Genomic DNA, 17,019 nt, shown 5'->3' on the forward strand with positions numbered 1-17,019 from the left:
GTTGTCCTTTGGTCACGCAGCGCGCTCGGCGCCCTGCTCGCGGTACAGCGGCAATGTGACGGTAAATGTGCTTCCCTGTCCCGGCACGCTGGTCAATGCCAGCGCGCCGCCCAGTTCCTGGATGTATTCGCGGCTCTCGAACACGCCGATGCCCATGCCTGCCGGCTTGGTCGATTCGAATGGCTTGAACAGCCGCTCACGGATGAACTCCTCGCTCATGCCGGCGCCGGTGTCGGCCACGGTGACCGTGACCTGCCCACCCGCGCGGGCAATCGCCACGTTGACACGGCCGCTCTTGGGCGTGGCTTCGATCGCATTCTGGATCAGGTGGCCCAGCACGCGCTCGAGGCGTTCGCGGTCGGCCAGCACCAGCAGGCCCCCATCGACCACGTCCAGCACCGGATGCGGCTCGAACGCGCTCTTGAGCGCAAGCGCCTGGCGCACCACGTTCTCGACGCGCAGCGGCAAGGGCCGTTCCGGCGCGTCGTTGCGACTGAGCTTTTGCAGCATCATCTTCATCTTGTCGACCGAGTGTGTCACGGTATCGAGCATGTCGCGCTGGAACTCGGGATTGTCGCGGTGCTTTTCGGCGTTCGCGTTCATCAGGGACAGCTGGGCCACCAGATTTTTCAGGTCGTGCACGACGAAGGTCGACATGCGATTGAACGACTCGAACTGGCGCGCCACCATCAGCTCATTGGCCGCATCCTGCTGCGCCAGATAGCTGGCGGCCTGGCTGCCGGCGATTTCCAGCAGGTCGAAGACTTCCCAGTTCAGCGACACGGCGCTGCGCGCATCCTGCAGCACGACGAAGCCGAACAACTTGCCATGCAAGATCAGCGGCACCACCAGCCAGCCGCGCGGGAACGCGGCGAGCCAGGCCGGCAGGGCCAGGTCGCCGTATTTCTCGGGCAGGGCTGCAAATTCACGCAGGTCGATTACCCACTGGGTGGTTTCCAGGAAGCGGCAGAAACTCGAGTCGGCCGGTTCGACCGCGGTGCTGGTGGCCTGCCACCCCGCCACCGGCTGGTAATTGCCGTCATCGCCGTCGCGGCGCTGCCACAACACGCCGCCGGGACTTTCGACCAGCGCGCCGACCGCCTCGATCGCGCGCTCGCCGATATGCGTGCTGTTGGCCGACAGGGTGCGCGTAAAGCGCATCCATTCCTCACGGTAGTCGTAGCCATAGCTGTAGAAATGCTTGCTGATGAAGACCTTGAGCCAGGCGCGGAAGGTGCCGGAGAACAGGGTCCCGGTCAGCAGCAGCAAGGCGCCACACAGGAAAGCGACCTGCATCACGCCGCCCCAGCTGCCGCCGAAATAGCGCAGGTAATAACCGGCAAACCCCATCGCCAGCAGGTAGATCGCCGAGCCGAACAGCGCGGTGGAATGGAACATCACGCGCCGCGACAGCACCAGGGCGTTCGAGCGCGACACGCTGCGCTTGACGGCGGTGCCGATCAGCGGCATGGCCAGCGCATTGACGATGCCGCGCGCAGCCCAGGTGTCCGGGTGCATCTCGTGGAACAGCATCGCCTGGCTGTACATGTAGAAGTCGTAGACGAACATGGCGCCGATGCCCAGGCAGGCGAACTTGATGGCCCAGCGCTCCTGGATCGTCTTGTTGCGGTACACCTGCTCCACCAGCAGCATGCCCAGCACCGCCTGGCATACGCGCGCGGTGACATTGGGCAGCAGGCCGCCGTCCAGATTGAGCATCAGGTCGGTGCGCAGCAGGATGGTCGCCAGCAGCAACGCCATATAGCACGCGGCGCCGATGAAGATGGACGGACGCAGGCTGAAGGGCCAGCGGCTGGCAGGATCGCGGGAATTGCCCAGCAAGAGCAGCAGGACCACGCACCAGGCGGCGCTGCGCAGGATTTCGAGGGTATCGGTCCAGACCGACCACATTTCGTGGCCACCCGCGCCCTGCCATGCCACAGCGGCGGACCAGAGCGCGGTGAATCCGCAGGCCATGGCGATGGCGGCAACCTGGACGCGGCCGCGCCAGATCGTGAGCAACAGGCCGATCAGCAGCAAGAAACCGATGGCGGCGACGCTATAGCTGTAGACGGCTATGGTGGTCAACGTTTGCCATCCATGAAAACGACCATTGAAAAATTCGGGATAGAAACGTTAAAAGCCATCGACCCGGGTGCGCGCACCACAGGTCAATCCAGGATGATCAGCGTCCGCTACGGAACAACACAACCTTGAGCGTATTGATCAGGATGAGCACGTCCAGGAACAGGCTGTTGTTCTTCACATAATAAAGGTCGTACTGCAGTTTTTGCAATGCGTCCTCGGCCGATGATCCGTAGCCATAGCGCACCTGCGCCCAACCGGTGATGCCAGGCTTGATGCTATGACGGACATTGTAGTATGGAACCACCTCGATCAGCTGCTCGACGAAGTAGGCGCGTTCCGGCCGCGGGCCAACGAACGACATGTCGCCCTTGAACACGTTCAGGATTTGCGGAAGCTCATCGATCCGGGTCTTGCGCATGAAGTTGCCCACACGCGTCACGCGCGGATCGTTCTGGGCCGCCCACTGTGGCGTCCCACCCTTTTCGGCATCGGCGCGCATGCTGCGAAACTTGTGTACACGGAAAATCTTGCCATCTTTGCCGACCCGCTCCTGCGAGTAGAACACGGGGCTGCGGTCTTCCAGCCAAACGGCCAGCGCAGCGCCGAGCATGATCGGAAACGTTACGGCCATGATCAGGGTGCTGCAGATCAGGTCAAAGCCACGCTTCATGAACGTGCGGATAAAGCTCTGGTCGAAGCCACCGCCGAATACCAGCCAGCTCGGCTGCAGCGAATCGACCCGGATCTGGCAGGTTTCGCGCTCGAAGAAGGTGGCGGCATCGGTGACCTTCACGCCTTGCAGCTTGCAGTCGAGCAGTTCCTTGATCGGGAAACTGCCACGCCGGTTTTGCACTGATACCACGATTTCTTGCGCGCCATACTGGTTGGCCATCTTCACGAGCGAATCGCCGTCGCGCACCTTGAGCAAGTCGGCGGCCGGCACGCACACTTCATCGCTGCCCACCGGAATGAAGCCGACAACGTGGTAGCGGTGGTAGCTGTTCTTGTTACGGGCCAGTTCACTGCATTCCTTGGCCAGTGCGCCATTACCCAGGAACAGGATGCGCGACTGCATCAGGCTCAGTTCGGATGTCTTGAAGAAGATGATGCGCGCGATAAAAATACCGGCAGCGGCCAGGCCGAACCCGAGCAGCAGGATGCCACGGCCAAAGTACAGGTCGGGTGCCACGTAGAACACCAGCGTCAGGATCAAAAAGCCCATCACGAACGCCGGCATCAGCTTCATGAAGAACGGATGACGCAGGCCTTCGTCGAAATCGAGCTGGTACATGCCCATGGCGCTCATGCTGAAGCTGACCGCCACGGCAAACGCGACGGCCGAGGCCAGGAAGTGATCGAACTGATCGGTCGTGAGCGGTGCGCCGATGTCGAGGAAACGCATGGCCGCACCTGCATAGGCGGCCCCCAACAGGATCAATATTTCCACGAATAGCAGGACGAAGACGATCTTCGACACGTAGTGGTTAGAGATCCGAAACATGTTATTCCCCAGATTGATGATTACGCTTACTACATGCCGAGATGCCGGATGCACGCGCCGTACACCCGCTACACCACCATTGCCTATCTTGGCAGCGACAGAATTTCAATTGATTTCAAATCGAAGCGTTGCCCGGCCCAATGTACGACAACACTGTGTATGGCTAATGACCTGGAGAACACTTGTCCAACCAGAAAATTATTCCAAAACCACCATAAAGACGCGATTTTGTTGCAATAAAAATATCGTTTGATGTTTATTTTTTTGACATATTTTTAACATTCAATATAGCATGGAAACACCTGCTTACTCAACGAGAGGCTGTCAGCCCGTCAGGTAGATGCAACAGCACGCAACAAAGCCGGTGCAATCATGAATACTTTCGCATCGGAATGACAACACTAATTCCTTGGTGCAATAAAGTCGAAGGATTTTAGCATTGACTGTGCATAAAGCTGCGCAATGTTCGTAATCGTGCGCTCTTGCTTTAATAACAATTCTGGATGAATCGGGAAGCGCCCGGCGCATGGCGACCCGGCGCCGCAGGTGGCGCCGATACGATGCGGGGAACGATGAGACAAGCGTTGCAGACAACGCCAGATGATGAAGGCAAGAGCGGCAAGAACCGCAATATGCCGAATTGGTGCGGCTGGCTGGAATCGAACCAGCGACCCTTGGCTTCGGAGGCCAATACTCTATCCACTGAGCTACAGCCGCACTGGCAAGCGTAGCGAAGGATACAGTCTTTCGCCGGGTACGTCCATGGGCAGCGCCTGAAAAACCCTGGCATCAATACAGGTTTACACTATAATAAGATGCTCGACGGCACTTGCAAAAAAGCCACTAGATCGCAGCGCCCCAGTGGCCGGTTTTTTTAATTGAATTAAGGAAATCATGAGCGACGCACAGCACGACCACGAATCCCTCATTCGTACGCCAAAACAGCTCGTGATCGCTGTCGCGGGTTTCTTCCTAGTCATTGTCCTCGGCATTATCTTGTTGGTTACCTTCGTCACCAGTGCGCCCACGACCGGCGCCGGCACCGATGGCAAGAGCGCCGACGCGATCGCTGCGCGCATCCGGCCCGTCGCCGCAGAAGGTTTCACACTGCGTGATGCCAATACCCCGCGCGTCCTGTTGGCAGGCTCGGCTGTCTATGCCGCCACCTGCGCCACGTGCCACGACAGTGGGATGGCCGGGTCCCCCAAAATCGGTGACAACGGCGTCTGGGCCGCGCGTCTGGCGCAGGGGTATGACACCCTGCTCAAACATGCGATCGAAGGTATCCGCGCGATGCCGGCCAAGGGCGGCAATCCCGACCTCGACGACCTGGAAGTGGCGCGGGCAGTCGTGTTCATGACCAATAAAAGCGGGGCCAGTTTCAAGGAACCGACGGCACCTGCGCCCGCCGCAGCAGCGGCGCCGGTGGCCGGTGGCGCCGCTGCTGCGGGCGCAGCGGTGGCTGCGCCTGCGCCGGTGCCAATTGCCGCCGCCGTGGCGACAACACAACCGATGGCGAGCGCACCGGTTGCGGGGCCGGTCGTTGCCGGCGCCGATAGCGGCAAGAAGGCCTACGACACGGCATGCATCGCCTGTCATGGCGCCGGCATCGCGGGTGCGCCCAAGTTTGGCGACAAGGCGGCGTGGAGCGCGCGACTTGGCCAGGGTGCCACGGTGATGTATGACCACGCCATCAAGGGCTTCCAGGGAAAAGCCGGCTTCATGCCGCCAAAAGGCGGCTCCACGCTTCCCGATGCCGACATCAAGGCTGCGGTGGACTACATGGTCGCCGCAGTCAGATAATCAGCGCAGACATTGGCAAGACAAGAAAGCGCCGCTCCCGGCGCTTTTTTTCGCCTGTCAATTTCATGCAGACGGGCGATGTACCAGGCTCACCGTCCTGCGAAGCCAGCAATATTATAAAAATAGTTCCGACAGTTTCTTTACCGCCTTTAACTTTGCCAACTGTGACATATTGACGCAAATACAAAGTAACAATTGCTTACAATCCACAGTGCGTAAATACCTTATCCTGCACAGCCTCCAGTCGAAATAAATTCCTACCGGAATCTTTACAGGATTAGACCATCATGCATCCTCGCTCCAAATCTGCCGTGTCTGCTTCGTTTCGGCTGAATGCCGCGCTCCTGGTGTCCCTCGCTGCGGCCGGCGGCGCATCCGCCGCCACCTTGTCGGTTGGCCCCGGAAAAACCTACGCGGCGCCCTGTGCCGCCTTTGCCCGCGCACAGTCCGGGGACATCGTCCAGATCGACGGCGGTAAAACCTACAGCGGCGACGTCTGCGCCATTGGTGCCAGCAACCTGACCATCCGCGGTGTGAATGGCCGTCCAAAGATCGATGCAGCTGGTAAAAACGCTCAAGGTAAAGGCACCTGGGTTATCCAGGGCAATAACACCACAGTCGACAACGTCGAGATGGCTGGTGCTTCAGTGCCGGACGGAAATGGCGCAGCACTGCGTGTGGAAGGCGCCAACTTCACGCTGCGCTCGTCGTTCTTGCACGACAACGAGAACGGCATCCTGACCGGCGCGAATGAGAACAGCCACATCGTGATCGAAAATACCGAGTTCGGCGCTAATGGCCGGGGCGACGGTTACACCCACAATGTGTATATCGGCCACGTCGGCAGCCTGACGTTCCGCTACAACTATTCGCATGACGCCAATGCTGGCCACAACCTCAAGTCGCGCGCCAGCGTCAACACGATCAACTACAACCGCTTCTCGAGCAGCACCGGCAAACCGAGCTACGAGATCGACCTGCCGAATGCCGGTACTTCGTATGTCATCGGCAATGTGATCCACCAGCCGGCCAATCATAACAACCCCGGTTTGCTGTCGTATGGCAACGAGGGGGCGAGCAATCCTGGCCAGGATCTGTATGTTGTCAACAATACGTTCCTGAACGACGACAGTGTGCGCGGCACCTTCGTGGTCGTGGGCGGCAGTGTGACCACGCCAGTTCTGCTGCAAAACAATATCTTTGGCGGTACGGGCGCCGCGACCAACCAGGCCAATGCCATTGACCGCACCAACTTCCGTTCGCTCGTGCCCGGCTTCGTCAATCGCCTGCTGTTCGATCTGCATCCGACCGCGAACGTGCTGGTGATTAACGCCGGTTCGGTGCCGGGCGTGTCGGCAACCGGTGTGTCCCTGGCGCCAGTAGCCCAGTACAAGCACACGGCTGCCGGCGAGACCCGCCTGGCTGCGAGCGCGCGCGATATCGGCGCCTACGCGGAATTGACGGCGGGCAGCACGCCGGCGCCAACGCCAACGCCGACACCAACGCCTGCCACCTGGACGCAATGCGCCAACGAAAACGCCACGTGCAGCTTCAATGGCTCGCGTGAAGTGCGCTACGGCGCCGGCAATGCCTGGGTCGTCAAGGTATTTACCAATTCGGTGCAGTGCACGAACGCGGTATTCGGCGACCCGGCGCTGAACACGGTCAAGACCTGCAGCTACGCCGGCGCGGCGTCGACTGCCCCGACCCCGACGCCACCCGCACCGGTGACCTGGACTGTTTGCGCCCCTGAAAACGGCACCTGCTCGTTCAGCGGCGCTCGTGACGTGCGCTACGGTGTGCCAGGCGCCTACGCCACCAAGGCGTTCACCAACCGGGCCGCCTGCACCAATGCCGTGTTCGGCGATCCAAAGCCGAACGTGGTCAAGTCGTGCAGCTATTCGAGCCAGGCACGCTGATCGCATAGCGGTCAGGCAGTACCAACGACAAGGGCCGCATACGCGGCCCTTGTCACATGCAAGCATCTACGGCGTGCGCAGGCTTACCAGATGATCACGCGATCCTTCGGCGCCAGGTACATCTTGTCGCCAGCCTTGACCTTGAACGCTTCGTAGAAGCCAGGCTGGTTCTTCAGCGTGCCGTTGGCGCGGTATTGCGCCGGCGAGTGCGGGTCGGTCTTGATCTGGGCGATCTGCGCCGGCTCGCGCATCTTCGTGCGCCACACCTGGCCCCAGCCCATGTAGAAGCGCTGGTCGCCGGTCAGGCCGTCGATCACGGGCGCTGGTTTGCCCTTGAGCGAGATCTTGTATGCCTTGTAAGCAATCGCCAGGCCCGAGTTGTCGCCGATGTTTTCGCCGAGGGTCAGTTCGCCGTTGACGTTATAGCCTTCGAGCGGGCTGAACGCGGCGTACTGCGCGATCAGGGCCTTGGTCTTTTCGCCAAAGCGCTTGCCGTCTTCTTCGGTCCACCAGTTGCGCATGTTGCCGTCGCCGTCGTACTGCGAACCCTGGTCGTCGAAGCCGTGGCTGATCTCGTGGCCGATCACGGCGCCGATGCCGCCGTAATTGACCGCATCGTCAGCCTTCGCATCGAAGAACGGCGGCTGCAGGATCGCGGCCGGGAACACGATCTCGTTCAGTTCCGGGTTGTAGTAGGCGTTGACGGTTTGCGGCGTCATGCCCCACTCTTCGCGGTCGATCGGTTTGCCCAGTTTGTTCAGTTCACGGTTGTATTCCACTTCGCGCGAACGCATCACGTTGCCCACCAGGTCATCGCGCTTGACGGTCAAGGCCGTGTATTCCTTCCACTTGTTCGGATAGCCGATCTTCGGCGTGAACTTGGCCAGCTTGGTCTGCGCTTCCTTCTTGGTCGCAGGGCTCATCCAGTCGAGCGTGTCGATCGAATCCTTGTAGGCGGCCAGCAGGTTCTTGACCAGCACTTCCATATGCGCCTTGCGCTCGGCCGGGAAGTGGTCTTTCACGTACAGCTTGCCCACTGCATCACCGAGGCTGCCTTCGAGCGTGGACACGCCGCGCTTCCAGCGTGGTTCCAGTTCCGGGATACCGGCCAGCGTGGTGCCGTTGAACGCGAAGCGTTGGTCGACAAAGGCCTTCGACAGGTAATTGGCGTAGCCGTTCACGGTCTGGAATTGCAGGTACGCTTTCCAGGTCGCCAGCGGAACACGGCCCAAGACGTCAGTAAAACCCTTCAGGTAGGTCGGCTGGCTGACGATCAGGTAGGTTGCCTTGCCCTGCAGGCCCGCGGCTTTCAGCCACGTGTTCCAGTCGTAGCCCGGCGCCATCGTGGCCAGCTGATTGAATTCGACCTTGTTATAGGTCTTGATCGGATCGCGGTTTTCGACCTTGGTCCACTGCACCTTGGCCAGTTCGGTTTCCAGGGCGACGATGGCTTTGGCATCGGCTGCGGCAGTTTTGCTGCCTGCCAGCGCCAGCATCTTCTCGATGTGCACCTGGTACTTGGCGCGCACCTCAAGCAGCTTGGCGTCGTCGAGCTTCAGGTAATAGTCGCGGTCGGGCATGCCCAGGCCGGCCTGGTACAGGTCGGCCACGTACTTGGTCGAATCCTTGGCATCCTGGTGGATGAAGAACACGAACGGCACGTTCACACCGGCGCGGCCCAGGTGCGCGAACAGCGCCGGCAGTTCAGCCTTGCTCTTGATCGCGGCGATCTTGTTCATCTCGCCCTTCAACGGCGCAGCGCCCAGCTGCTCGAGGCGCGCTTCGTCCATGTAGCTGGCGTAGAAGTCGCCGATCTTGCGCGCTTCGCTGCCGGCGGCGGCGTTCTTGTCGGCGGCGGTGCGCTCGATGATCGCGCGCAGCTGCGGCAGCGTGTCGTCGCGCAGCTGGTGGAACGCGCCCCAGGTCGACTTGTCGGCCGGGATCTCGACGCTCTTGAGCCATTTGCCGTTCAGGTGTTCGAAGAAGTCGTCCTGCGCGCGCACGCCCGGCTCGATGTATTGCGTCGCGATGCCCGACGATGCGCCGGCCGGCGCGGTCGCTGCGGCAGCGTTGGCCTGGGCCATCGCCATCGGCGCGATGAACGATGTGGTCAACACAAGCGCCGCAGCGCTGAACAGATTGCGTTTCATGTGATCTCTCTCTTGTGTGTGAGTGCAATGCAAAAGGCCGACGCTCATGACGCCGGCCTGATGTTCTCTATACGATTACCAGATGATGACGCGGTCTTCCGGCGCCAGGTACATCTTGTCGCCCGGCTTCACGTTGAACGCCTCGTAGAACTCGGGCATGTTCGACACGGTGCCGTTGGCGCGGAACTGGCCCGGCGAGTGCGGATCGGTTTTCACCTGATTGATCTGCTGGGCTTCACGCATCTTCGAGCGCCACACCTGGCCAAAGCCCATGAAGAAGCGCTGGTCGCCCGTGAGGCCGTCGATCACCGGCGCCGGCTTGCCGGCCAGCGACAGTTTATACGCCTTGTAGCCGATCGACAGGCCGGCGTTGTCGCCGATGTTCTCGCCCAGCGTCAGTTCGCCGTTCACGTTGTAGCCCGGCAGCGGGGCATAGCCGTTGAACTGCTTGACCAGCTTGTCGGTGCGGGCCTTGAAGGCGGTGCGGTCTTCGGCGGTCCACCAGTCGCGCAGGTTGCCGTCGCCATCGGACTGGCTGCCCTTGTCGTCGAAGCCATGGCCGATTTCGTGGCCGATCACGGCGCCGATCGCGCCGTAGTTGACCGCGTCGTCGGCGCGCATGTCGAAGAATGGCGGCTGCAGGATCGCGGCCGGGAACACGATCTCGTTCATCGTGCTGCGGTAATACGCGTTGACCGTCTGCGGCGTCATGCCCCATTCGGTGTGGTCGATCGGCTTGCCGAGCTTTTCGATATTGCGGTTGTAGGCGAAGGTCGACGAACGCATCGCGTTGCCCACCAGGTCATCGCGCTTGATCGTCAGGCGCGAATAGTCGCGCCACTTGTCCGGGTAACCGATCTTCGGCGTGAACTTGGCCAGCTTGGCGCGCGCTTCCTTCTTGGTCGCCGGGCTCATCCAGTCCAGGTTGTCGATCGACTGGCCGTAGGCGATGATCAGGTTCTTCACCAGCTGTTCCATGCGCGCTTTGCGTTCGGCCGGGAAGTGCTCGGCCACGTACAGCTTGCCCAGCGCCTCGCCCAGCGCGCCTTCGACGGTGGCCACGCCACGCTTCCAGCTCGGACGCTGCTCGGCCACGCCGGTCAGTGCGGTGCCGTAGAACGCGAAGTTCTCGTCGACGAATGCCTGCGACAGATACGGCGCGTATTCGCGCAGCAGCTGCCATTCGAAGTACGACTTGAGCGTGGCCAGGTCGGTCTTGGCCAGCAGCGCGTCAAAGCCCGTGAAGTAGCTTGGCTGATTGACGATGATGGTGTCGGTCTTGCTGCCCACGCCGGCGGCGCCCAGGGCGCCTTTCCAGTCGTAGCCCGGCGCCAGCTTGGCCAGCTCGGCGACCGTCATCTTGTTGTAGCGCTTGACCGGGTCGCGGTTCTCGACCTTGGTCCACTGGACCTTGGCCAGTTCGGTTTCGAAATCGACGATCGCCCTGGCCTGCGCGGCGGCGTTCTTTTCGCCAGCCAGCGCCAGGATCTTCTCGACGTGCACCTGGTACTTGGCGCGGATCTCGGCCAGCTTGGCGTCGTCCGCCTTCAGGTAATAATCGCGGTCGGGCATGCCCAGGCCGCTCTGGCTGATATAGGTTGCGTGGCGGGTCGATTCGCGCATGTCCTGGCCGACGTAGATGCCGTACGGGCTGGCCACGCCAATCTTGCCCAGGTGAGCGGCCAGTGCCGGAATACCCTTCTTGTCCTTCAGTGCGCGGATGCGCGAGAGCTCGCCGGTCAGCGGCTTGTAGCCCAGCGTCTCGCGGCGCGCGTCGTCCATGAAGCTGGCGTACAGATCGCCGATCTTCTTCGCTTCCGTACCCGACTTGGCGCCGGTGTCCTTCTGCGCCGCCTCGATGATCGCCAGCAGTTGCGGCGTGGTGTCTTCGCGCAGCTTCATGAAGGTGCCCCAGCTCGAGCGGTCGCCCGGGATCTCGGTCTCTTTCAGCCACTTGCCGTTCAGGTGCGTGAAGAAGTCGTCCTGCGGACGCACGCTGTTGTCGATGTACTGGGTGTCGATGCCGGAGATAACCCCTGCCGGTGCGGCAGTGGTGGCGGCAACGGCAGGTGCTGCGTCGGCGGCCATGGCTGGCGCGGCGAAGGCTGCCGCAAGGGACAGGGTCAGGGTACTCAGGAGGTGTCGCTTCACGGAAAAATCCTTACTTGCTAAGTGTTCGCAGGAATAAACAACGTCCTGCCGGGCGCGCCTGCTGCGTGCCGGCAAAAGAACATTCTAGCGGGTGGACTCCCGACAGCACCTGGCATGGTGGTTTTTTTACTTTTCGATACACATGGAAATGGAATTTTCGCGTATGCATGTGTTGGAAGGAGACAACACGTTGAGAGCGGGCAAAAAAAATCCCGCGCCAGGAAAGCCGCGGGAAAAGACCACTTCAAGAGTGGAGAGAGAGAAAAACTAGCCACAACTATAGGCGGCCTCTTCAGGACCAAGCGCGACTCTTACAATTACTTACCCTCGCTAACGGCATGTAACAAATCGCTATTCGGCCGAATTACGCCGATTTTCCCTAATTAACTCGACTGTAACGACATGACTGCGATGGGAGGACCGTCTGCGCCCGCGCGCGAACCGGTTTATACTCCGCTTGCGCAACCTCAGGCATATCGCAGCGCCTCGGGTTCCACGATCGGCGCGCGCTGCCACAATGGGTCACCATGGGTTCCACCTTCAAGAATGCCTGTCTGATCGGCCTGGGCGCCGTTGCCGGCGTCGGCCTGACGATGCAGTTTTCCGCTCTCTCGTTCAAACCGTCGCTCGACGCGAGCATGCCGGTGGCCGGGCTGCGCGAGCTGGCCGACGTCGTCGGCGTCATCAAGACCAGTTACGTCGAGCCGGTCGAAGACAAGGCCCTGCTGTCCCAGGCGATCACCGGCATGGTCGCCTCGCTCGACCCGCATTCGGCCTACCTCGACGCGCGCGCGTTCCGCGAACTGCGCGAAGGCACCGAAGGCCGCTTTGTCGGCCTGGGCATCGAGATCAGCATCAGCGAAGACGGCTACATCGAAATCATCAGCCCGATGGAAGATTCGCCGGCCTACCACGCCGGCATCAAGGAGGGCGACCTGATCACGCGCATCGACGGCCACCCGATCCAGGGCACGCCGATCGACGAGGCCATCAAGCGCATGCGCGGCGAGCCGGGCACGCGCGTGACACTGACCATCGCGCGCAAGTCGGCGCCGGCGCCGCTCACCATCACCGTCGAGCGGCGCGAGATCGTCCAGAAAAGCGTCAAGGCCAAAATGGTCGAACCGGGTTACGCCTGGCTGCGCGTGGCGCAGTTCCAGGAGCCGACCGTGGACGACATGGCCGCCAAACTGCAGGCGCTGTACCGCGAAGACCCCGACCTCAAAGGCCTGGTGCTCGACCTGCGCAACGATCCGGGCGGCCTGCTGCAGGGCGCGATCGGCGTGGCCGCCGCCTTCTTGCCGAACAACGCCGAAATCGTCTCGACCAATGGCCAGCTGATCGAGCAGCGCCAGCGCTTCTATGGCCGGCCCGAGTTCTACATGCTGCGCAGCGGCGCCGACCCGCTGGCGAACCTGCCGCCCGCTTTCAAAAAGCTGCCGATGGTGGTGCTGGTGAATACCGGTTCGGCCTCGGCCTCCGAGATCGTCGCCGGCGCGCTGCAAGATTACAAACGCGCCGCCATCCTCGGCAGCCAGACCTTCGGCAAGGGTTCGGTGCAGACGATCCGCCCGATCGGGCGCGACGCCGCCGTCAAGCTCACCACGGCGCGCTACTACACGCCGGCCGGGCGCTCGATCCAGGCGCGCGGCATCGTGCCCGATTTCCCGGTCGACGAATACCTCGATGGCGATGGCCTGAATGCCCTGCGCATGCGCGAAGCCGACCTGCAGCACCACCTGGCCAACGGCGCCGGCCCCGAAGTGGCCACGCGCGAAGACGACATCGAAGAGCAGATGCGGCTGCTGAACGAAGCGCGCCAGCGCAAGCCGCTCGATTACGGCAGCGCCGACGACTTCCAGCTGGCCCAGGCGCTGCGCCACCTGAAGGGCGAAACAGTGGTGTTATCCAGCCGCGCCGCCGGCACGACCCTGGCGCGCCAGGGGCGCTGAAGTTACGCCGCCGCTGCCCGAATGCTGCCCGGTTTTCCTCAGATTCCCACGCCTGCGCCGAGCGTGTAGAATCGGCGCACCTTGCGGCAACGTGCCCTTATCTTCCTTGAAAGTTTCACTAACATGATACCTGTCGTCATCAGCGGTACCGGCCTGTTTACGCCGCCGCATTCCATCTCGAACGACGAGCTGGTGACCGCGTTCAATGCCTACGTCGAACTGCACAATGCCGAACACGCGGCCGCCATCGCGGCAGGCGACGTGACGGCGCTCGAGCCATCGAGCAGCGGCTTCATCGAAAAAGCGTCCGGCATCAAGTCGCGCTATGTGATGGAAAAAAGCGGCATCCTCGATCCGGCCCACATGACGGCGCGCATCGCCGACCGCCCGGACGACCAGATGTCGCTGCAGGCCGAGATGTGCGTGGCCGCCGCACGCGAAGCGCTCGAGCGCGCCGGCAAGGCGCCGCAAGACATCGACATGGTGCTGGTCGCGTGCAGCAATATGCAGCGCGCCTATCCGGCAATGGCGGTCGAAGTCCAGGAAGCGCTTGGCATCGACGGCTTCGGCTTCGACATGAACGTGGCCTGTTCGTCAGCCACCTTCGGCATCGCCACGGCGGTCGACGCGGTGCGCGGCGGTCGCGCCCGTGCGGTGCTCGTGCTGAACCCCGAGATCACCAGCGGCCATTTGAATTTCCGCGACCGCGACAGCCACTTCATCTTTGGCGACGCCTGCACCGCGATCATCATCGAGGCGCAAGCCACGGCCACCGGCGCACACCAGTGGGAAATCCTCGATAGCCGCCTCAAGACCAGCTTCTCGAACAATATCCGCAATAATTTCGGCTTCATGAACCGCTTCGATGAAGCCGGCGTCGGCCAGCCGGACAAGCTGTTCCGCCAGCAGGGCCGCAAGGTGTTCAAGGAAGTCTGCCCGATGGCGGCCGAGACGATCAAGGACACCTTGGCTGCCGCCGGCTTGAGCACCGACGACGTGTCGCGCTACTGGCTGCACCAGGCGAACCTGAACATGAACCTGCTGATCGTGCGCACGCTGCTGGGCCGCGACGCGACAGCCGGCGAAGCGCCGGTGATTCTGGACAGCTACGCGAATACGTCGTCGGCCGGGTCGATCATTGCGTTCCACAAGTACCAGGACGATCTGGCGGCGGGCACCAATGGCGTGATCTGCTCGTTTGGGGCCGGGTATTCGATTGGGTGCGTGGTGGTGCGGAAGGTGTAATTGGCGTTGGTGGTGTGCTTGCTCACTTGGGTTCCCGCCTCCGCGGGAACGACGTTGTTAAATAATACGATCAGCCACACGCCAACTCTTTAGCCATCGACCTTGGCACGTCGTTCCCGCGGAGGCGGGAACCCAAGGCAAGCACACCACAACCACAATTCAAAGCCGCGCCGCCAACTCAAAACCCTCACGAATCGCCCGCTTCGCATCCAGCTCCGCCGCCAGCGCCGCGCCGCCGATCTTGTGAAAACGCGGCCCGCCGCTCGTCGCTTCGGCCGGCATCAACTCGGCCAGGCTCTCCTGTCCCGCGCAGATGACGACGTTGTCCACCGCCAGCACGCGCGCTTGCCCACCGACCGTGATGTGCAGGCCCGCGTCGTCGATGCGGTCGTACTGCACGCCGGCCAGCATCGTCACGCCACTACGCACCAGCGTAGCGCGGTGCACCCAGCCCGACGTCTTGCCCAGCCCCGCCCCCGGGCGCGTGCTCTTGCGCTGCAATAGCCAGACCTGGCGCGGCGGCTGCGGCGCCACGGGCGCCGTCAAACCGCCCGCCGTGGCCACCAGCGGATCGACGCCCCACTCGCCCATCCAGTGCGCCGGCGTCATTGGCAGCGCCACGTGGGGATCGTGCACCAGGAATTCACCCATGTCGAAACCGATGCCGCCGGCGCCGACGATCGCCACGCGCGCACCGACAGGGCGGCCATCGCGCAGCACGTCCAGGTAACTCAGGACCATCGGATGGTCGATGCCGGGGATGGCCGGCTTGCGGGTGCGGATGCCCGTGGCGACGATCACGTCGTCGAATCCCCCGGCCAATAACGCCTCGCGCGTGACGCGGCAGTTCAAGCGCACGTCGACGCCGAGCAGCGACAGACGGCGCCCGAAATAGCGGATCGTCTCGGCGAATTCTTCCTTGCCAGGCACGCGCAGCGCGACATTGAACTGGCCGCCGATGCGGTCCAGCCCATCGAACAGCGTGACGCGGTGACCGCGTTCGGCCGCCACTGTCGCTGCCGACAGGCCGGCTGGCCCCGCGCCCACCACCGCAATGCGGCGCGACTGCGCGGCCGGGCGTAGTACCAGTTCGGTCTCGTAGCAGGCGCGCGGATTGACGAGGCACGTGGCGCGCTTGTTCGAGAACGTGTGGTCGAGACACGCCTGGTTGCAGGCGATGCAGGTGTTGATCTCGTCCGCGCGGCCGCTGGCGGCCTTGTTCACGAAATCCGGGTCGGCCAGGAACGGCCGCGCCATCGACACCAGGTCGGCGTCGCCGCGCGCCAATAACGCGTCGGCTTCACCAGGCATATTGATGCGGTTCGAGGCCACCACGGGTATGCCAACCTCGGCCCTTAAACGGCCCGCCACTTGTGCGAACGCCGCGCGCGGCACCGACGTGACGATCGTCGGAATGCGCGCCTCGTGCCAGCCGTAACCGGTATTGATGATCGTCACGCCGGCGGCCTCCAGTGCTTTCGCCACCAGCACCACCTCGTCCCACGTATTACCGCCTTCGACCAGGTCGAGCACCGAATGGCGGTACATCAAAATGAACTCCGGACCGACGGCGGCGCGGATGCGGCGCACGATGTCGATGGCCAGGCGCATGCGATGTTCGATCGGCCCGCCCCACGCATCCGTACGGCGATTGGCGCGCGCGCACAGGAACTGGTTCAGAAGGTAGCCTTCGCTGCCCATGATCTCAACGCCATCGTAGCCAGCCTGTTGCGCGAGCCGCGCGCAGCGCACGTAGGCAGCGATCGTCGATTCGATCCCCGCTTCGCTAAGGGCCCTGGGCTTGAAGCGCGAGATCGGCGACTTGAGATTCGACGCCGACACGACGAACGGCTGGTAGCCGTAGCGCCCCGCATGCAGGATCTGCAGCACGATCTTGCCGCCCTCGTCGTGCACGGCGCGCGTAACGCGCCGGTGGTTCGGCACGTCGCCAATAAAATTGAGCGTGCCGCCGAACGGCAGCAACCAGCCCTGGCGATTCGGCGAGATGCCGCCAGTGACGATCAGGCCCACGCCGCCGCGCGCGCGCGCGCGGTAGAACGCGGCGAGCTTGCCGTAGTTGTAGAAGCGGTCTTCGAGCCCGGTGTGCATCGAGCCCATGATCACGCGGTTCTTCAGCGTGGTGAAACCCAGGTCGAGCGGCGCGAGCAGGTGCGCGTAAGCAGAAGAGGTAGTCATCGCGGCATTACACC

9 protein-coding genes and 1 tRNA gene are annotated in these 17,019 nt (G+C 62.4%); 4 read left to right on the plus strand and 6 right to left on the minus strand.

Annotated features, from left to right (window positions below; all coding sequences use genetic code 11):
* Positions 1–12: 12 nt before the first annotated feature.
* The 3 genes from prsK to AB2N08_RS13045 all read right to left on the minus strand — a co-directional run bounded on the left by prsK (position 13) and on the right by AB2N08_RS13045 (position 4,306).
* Positions 13–2,088 carry an XrtA/PEP-CTERM system histidine kinase PrsK gene (gene prsK / locus AB2N08_RS13035; RefSeq protein WP_367611076.1) on the minus strand — a complete coding sequence of 692 codons (2,076 nt, stop codon included), beginning with the start codon at positions 2,086–2,088 and terminating at the stop codon, positions 13–15.
* A 97-nt stretch (positions 2,089–2,185) separates the two neighbouring features.
* On the minus strand, positions 2,186–3,589 hold the full coding sequence (locus AB2N08_RS13040; RefSeq protein ID WP_367611077.1) for a TIGR03013 family XrtA/PEP-CTERM system glycosyltransferase: 1,404 nt from the start codon (positions 3,587–3,589) through the stop codon (positions 2,186–2,188).
* A gap of 641 nt (positions 3,590–4,230) precedes the next feature.
* Positions 4,231–4,306, minus strand: a tRNA-Arg gene (locus AB2N08_RS13045).
* A gap of 177 nt (positions 4,307–4,483) precedes the next feature.
* Here AB2N08_RS13045 and AB2N08_RS13050 point away from each other — a divergent pair.
* Together AB2N08_RS13050 and AB2N08_RS13055 are read left to right on the plus strand one after the other, a co-directional pair.
* Positions 4,484–5,392: a c-type cytochrome gene (locus AB2N08_RS13050; protein ID WP_367611078.1), complete on the plus strand. Its 909-nt coding sequence runs from the start codon at positions 4,484–4,486 to the stop codon at positions 5,390–5,392.
* Positions 5,393–5,679: 287 nt separating this feature from the next.
* A complete protein-coding gene (locus tag AB2N08_RS13055; RefSeq protein ID WP_367611079.1) occupies positions 5,680–7,311 on the plus strand; it encodes a hypothetical protein in 1,632 nt (543 codons plus the stop codon).
* Between the two features lie 83 nt (positions 7,312–7,394).
* On the opposite strand, the gene AB2N08_RS13060 is transcribed toward AB2N08_RS13055, so the two are convergent.
* Together AB2N08_RS13060 and AB2N08_RS13065 are read right to left on the minus strand one after the other, a co-directional pair.
* Positions 7,395–9,461 (minus strand): M13 family metallopeptidase, encoded by a 2,067-nt coding sequence (locus tag AB2N08_RS13060; RefSeq protein WP_367611080.1) that lies wholly within the window; start codon positions 9,459–9,461, stop codon positions 7,395–7,397.
* A 75-nt stretch (positions 9,462–9,536) separates the two neighbouring features.
* Entirely contained in the window at positions 9,537–11,612 is a 2,076-nt protein-coding gene (locus AB2N08_RS13065) for a M13 family metallopeptidase (protein WP_367611081.1), read from the minus strand.
* 527 nt (positions 11,613–12,139) lie between these two features.
* Here AB2N08_RS13065 and AB2N08_RS13070 point away from each other — a divergent pair.
* Together AB2N08_RS13070 and AB2N08_RS13075 are read left to right on the plus strand one after the other, a co-directional pair.
* Positions 12,140–13,564 (plus strand): S41 family peptidase, encoded by a 1,425-nt coding sequence (locus tag AB2N08_RS13070; protein ID WP_367611082.1) that lies wholly within the window; start codon positions 12,140–12,142, stop codon positions 13,562–13,564.
* A 123-nt stretch (positions 13,565–13,687) separates the two neighbouring features.
* The gene (locus tag AB2N08_RS13075) at positions 13,688–14,809 is read left to right on the plus strand and encodes a beta-ketoacyl-ACP synthase III (protein WP_367611083.1); all 1,122 of its coding nucleotides are present in this window, start codon (positions 13,688–13,690) and stop codon (positions 14,807–14,809) included.
* Positions 14,810–14,968: 159 nt separating this feature from the next.
* On the opposite strand, the gene AB2N08_RS13080 is transcribed toward AB2N08_RS13075, so the two are convergent.
* Positions 14,969–17,005, minus strand: a complete 2,037-nt coding sequence (locus tag AB2N08_RS13080) for an oxidoreductase (protein ID WP_367611084.1) — start codon at positions 17,003–17,005, stop codon at positions 14,969–14,971.
* Positions 17,006–17,019: the final 14 nt, after the last annotated feature.

The organism is Massilia aurea (assembly GCF_040790145.1).
GTDB classification, from domain to species: domain Bacteria; phylum Pseudomonadota; class Gammaproteobacteria; order Burkholderiales; family Burkholderiaceae_D; genus Telluria; species Telluria aurea_C.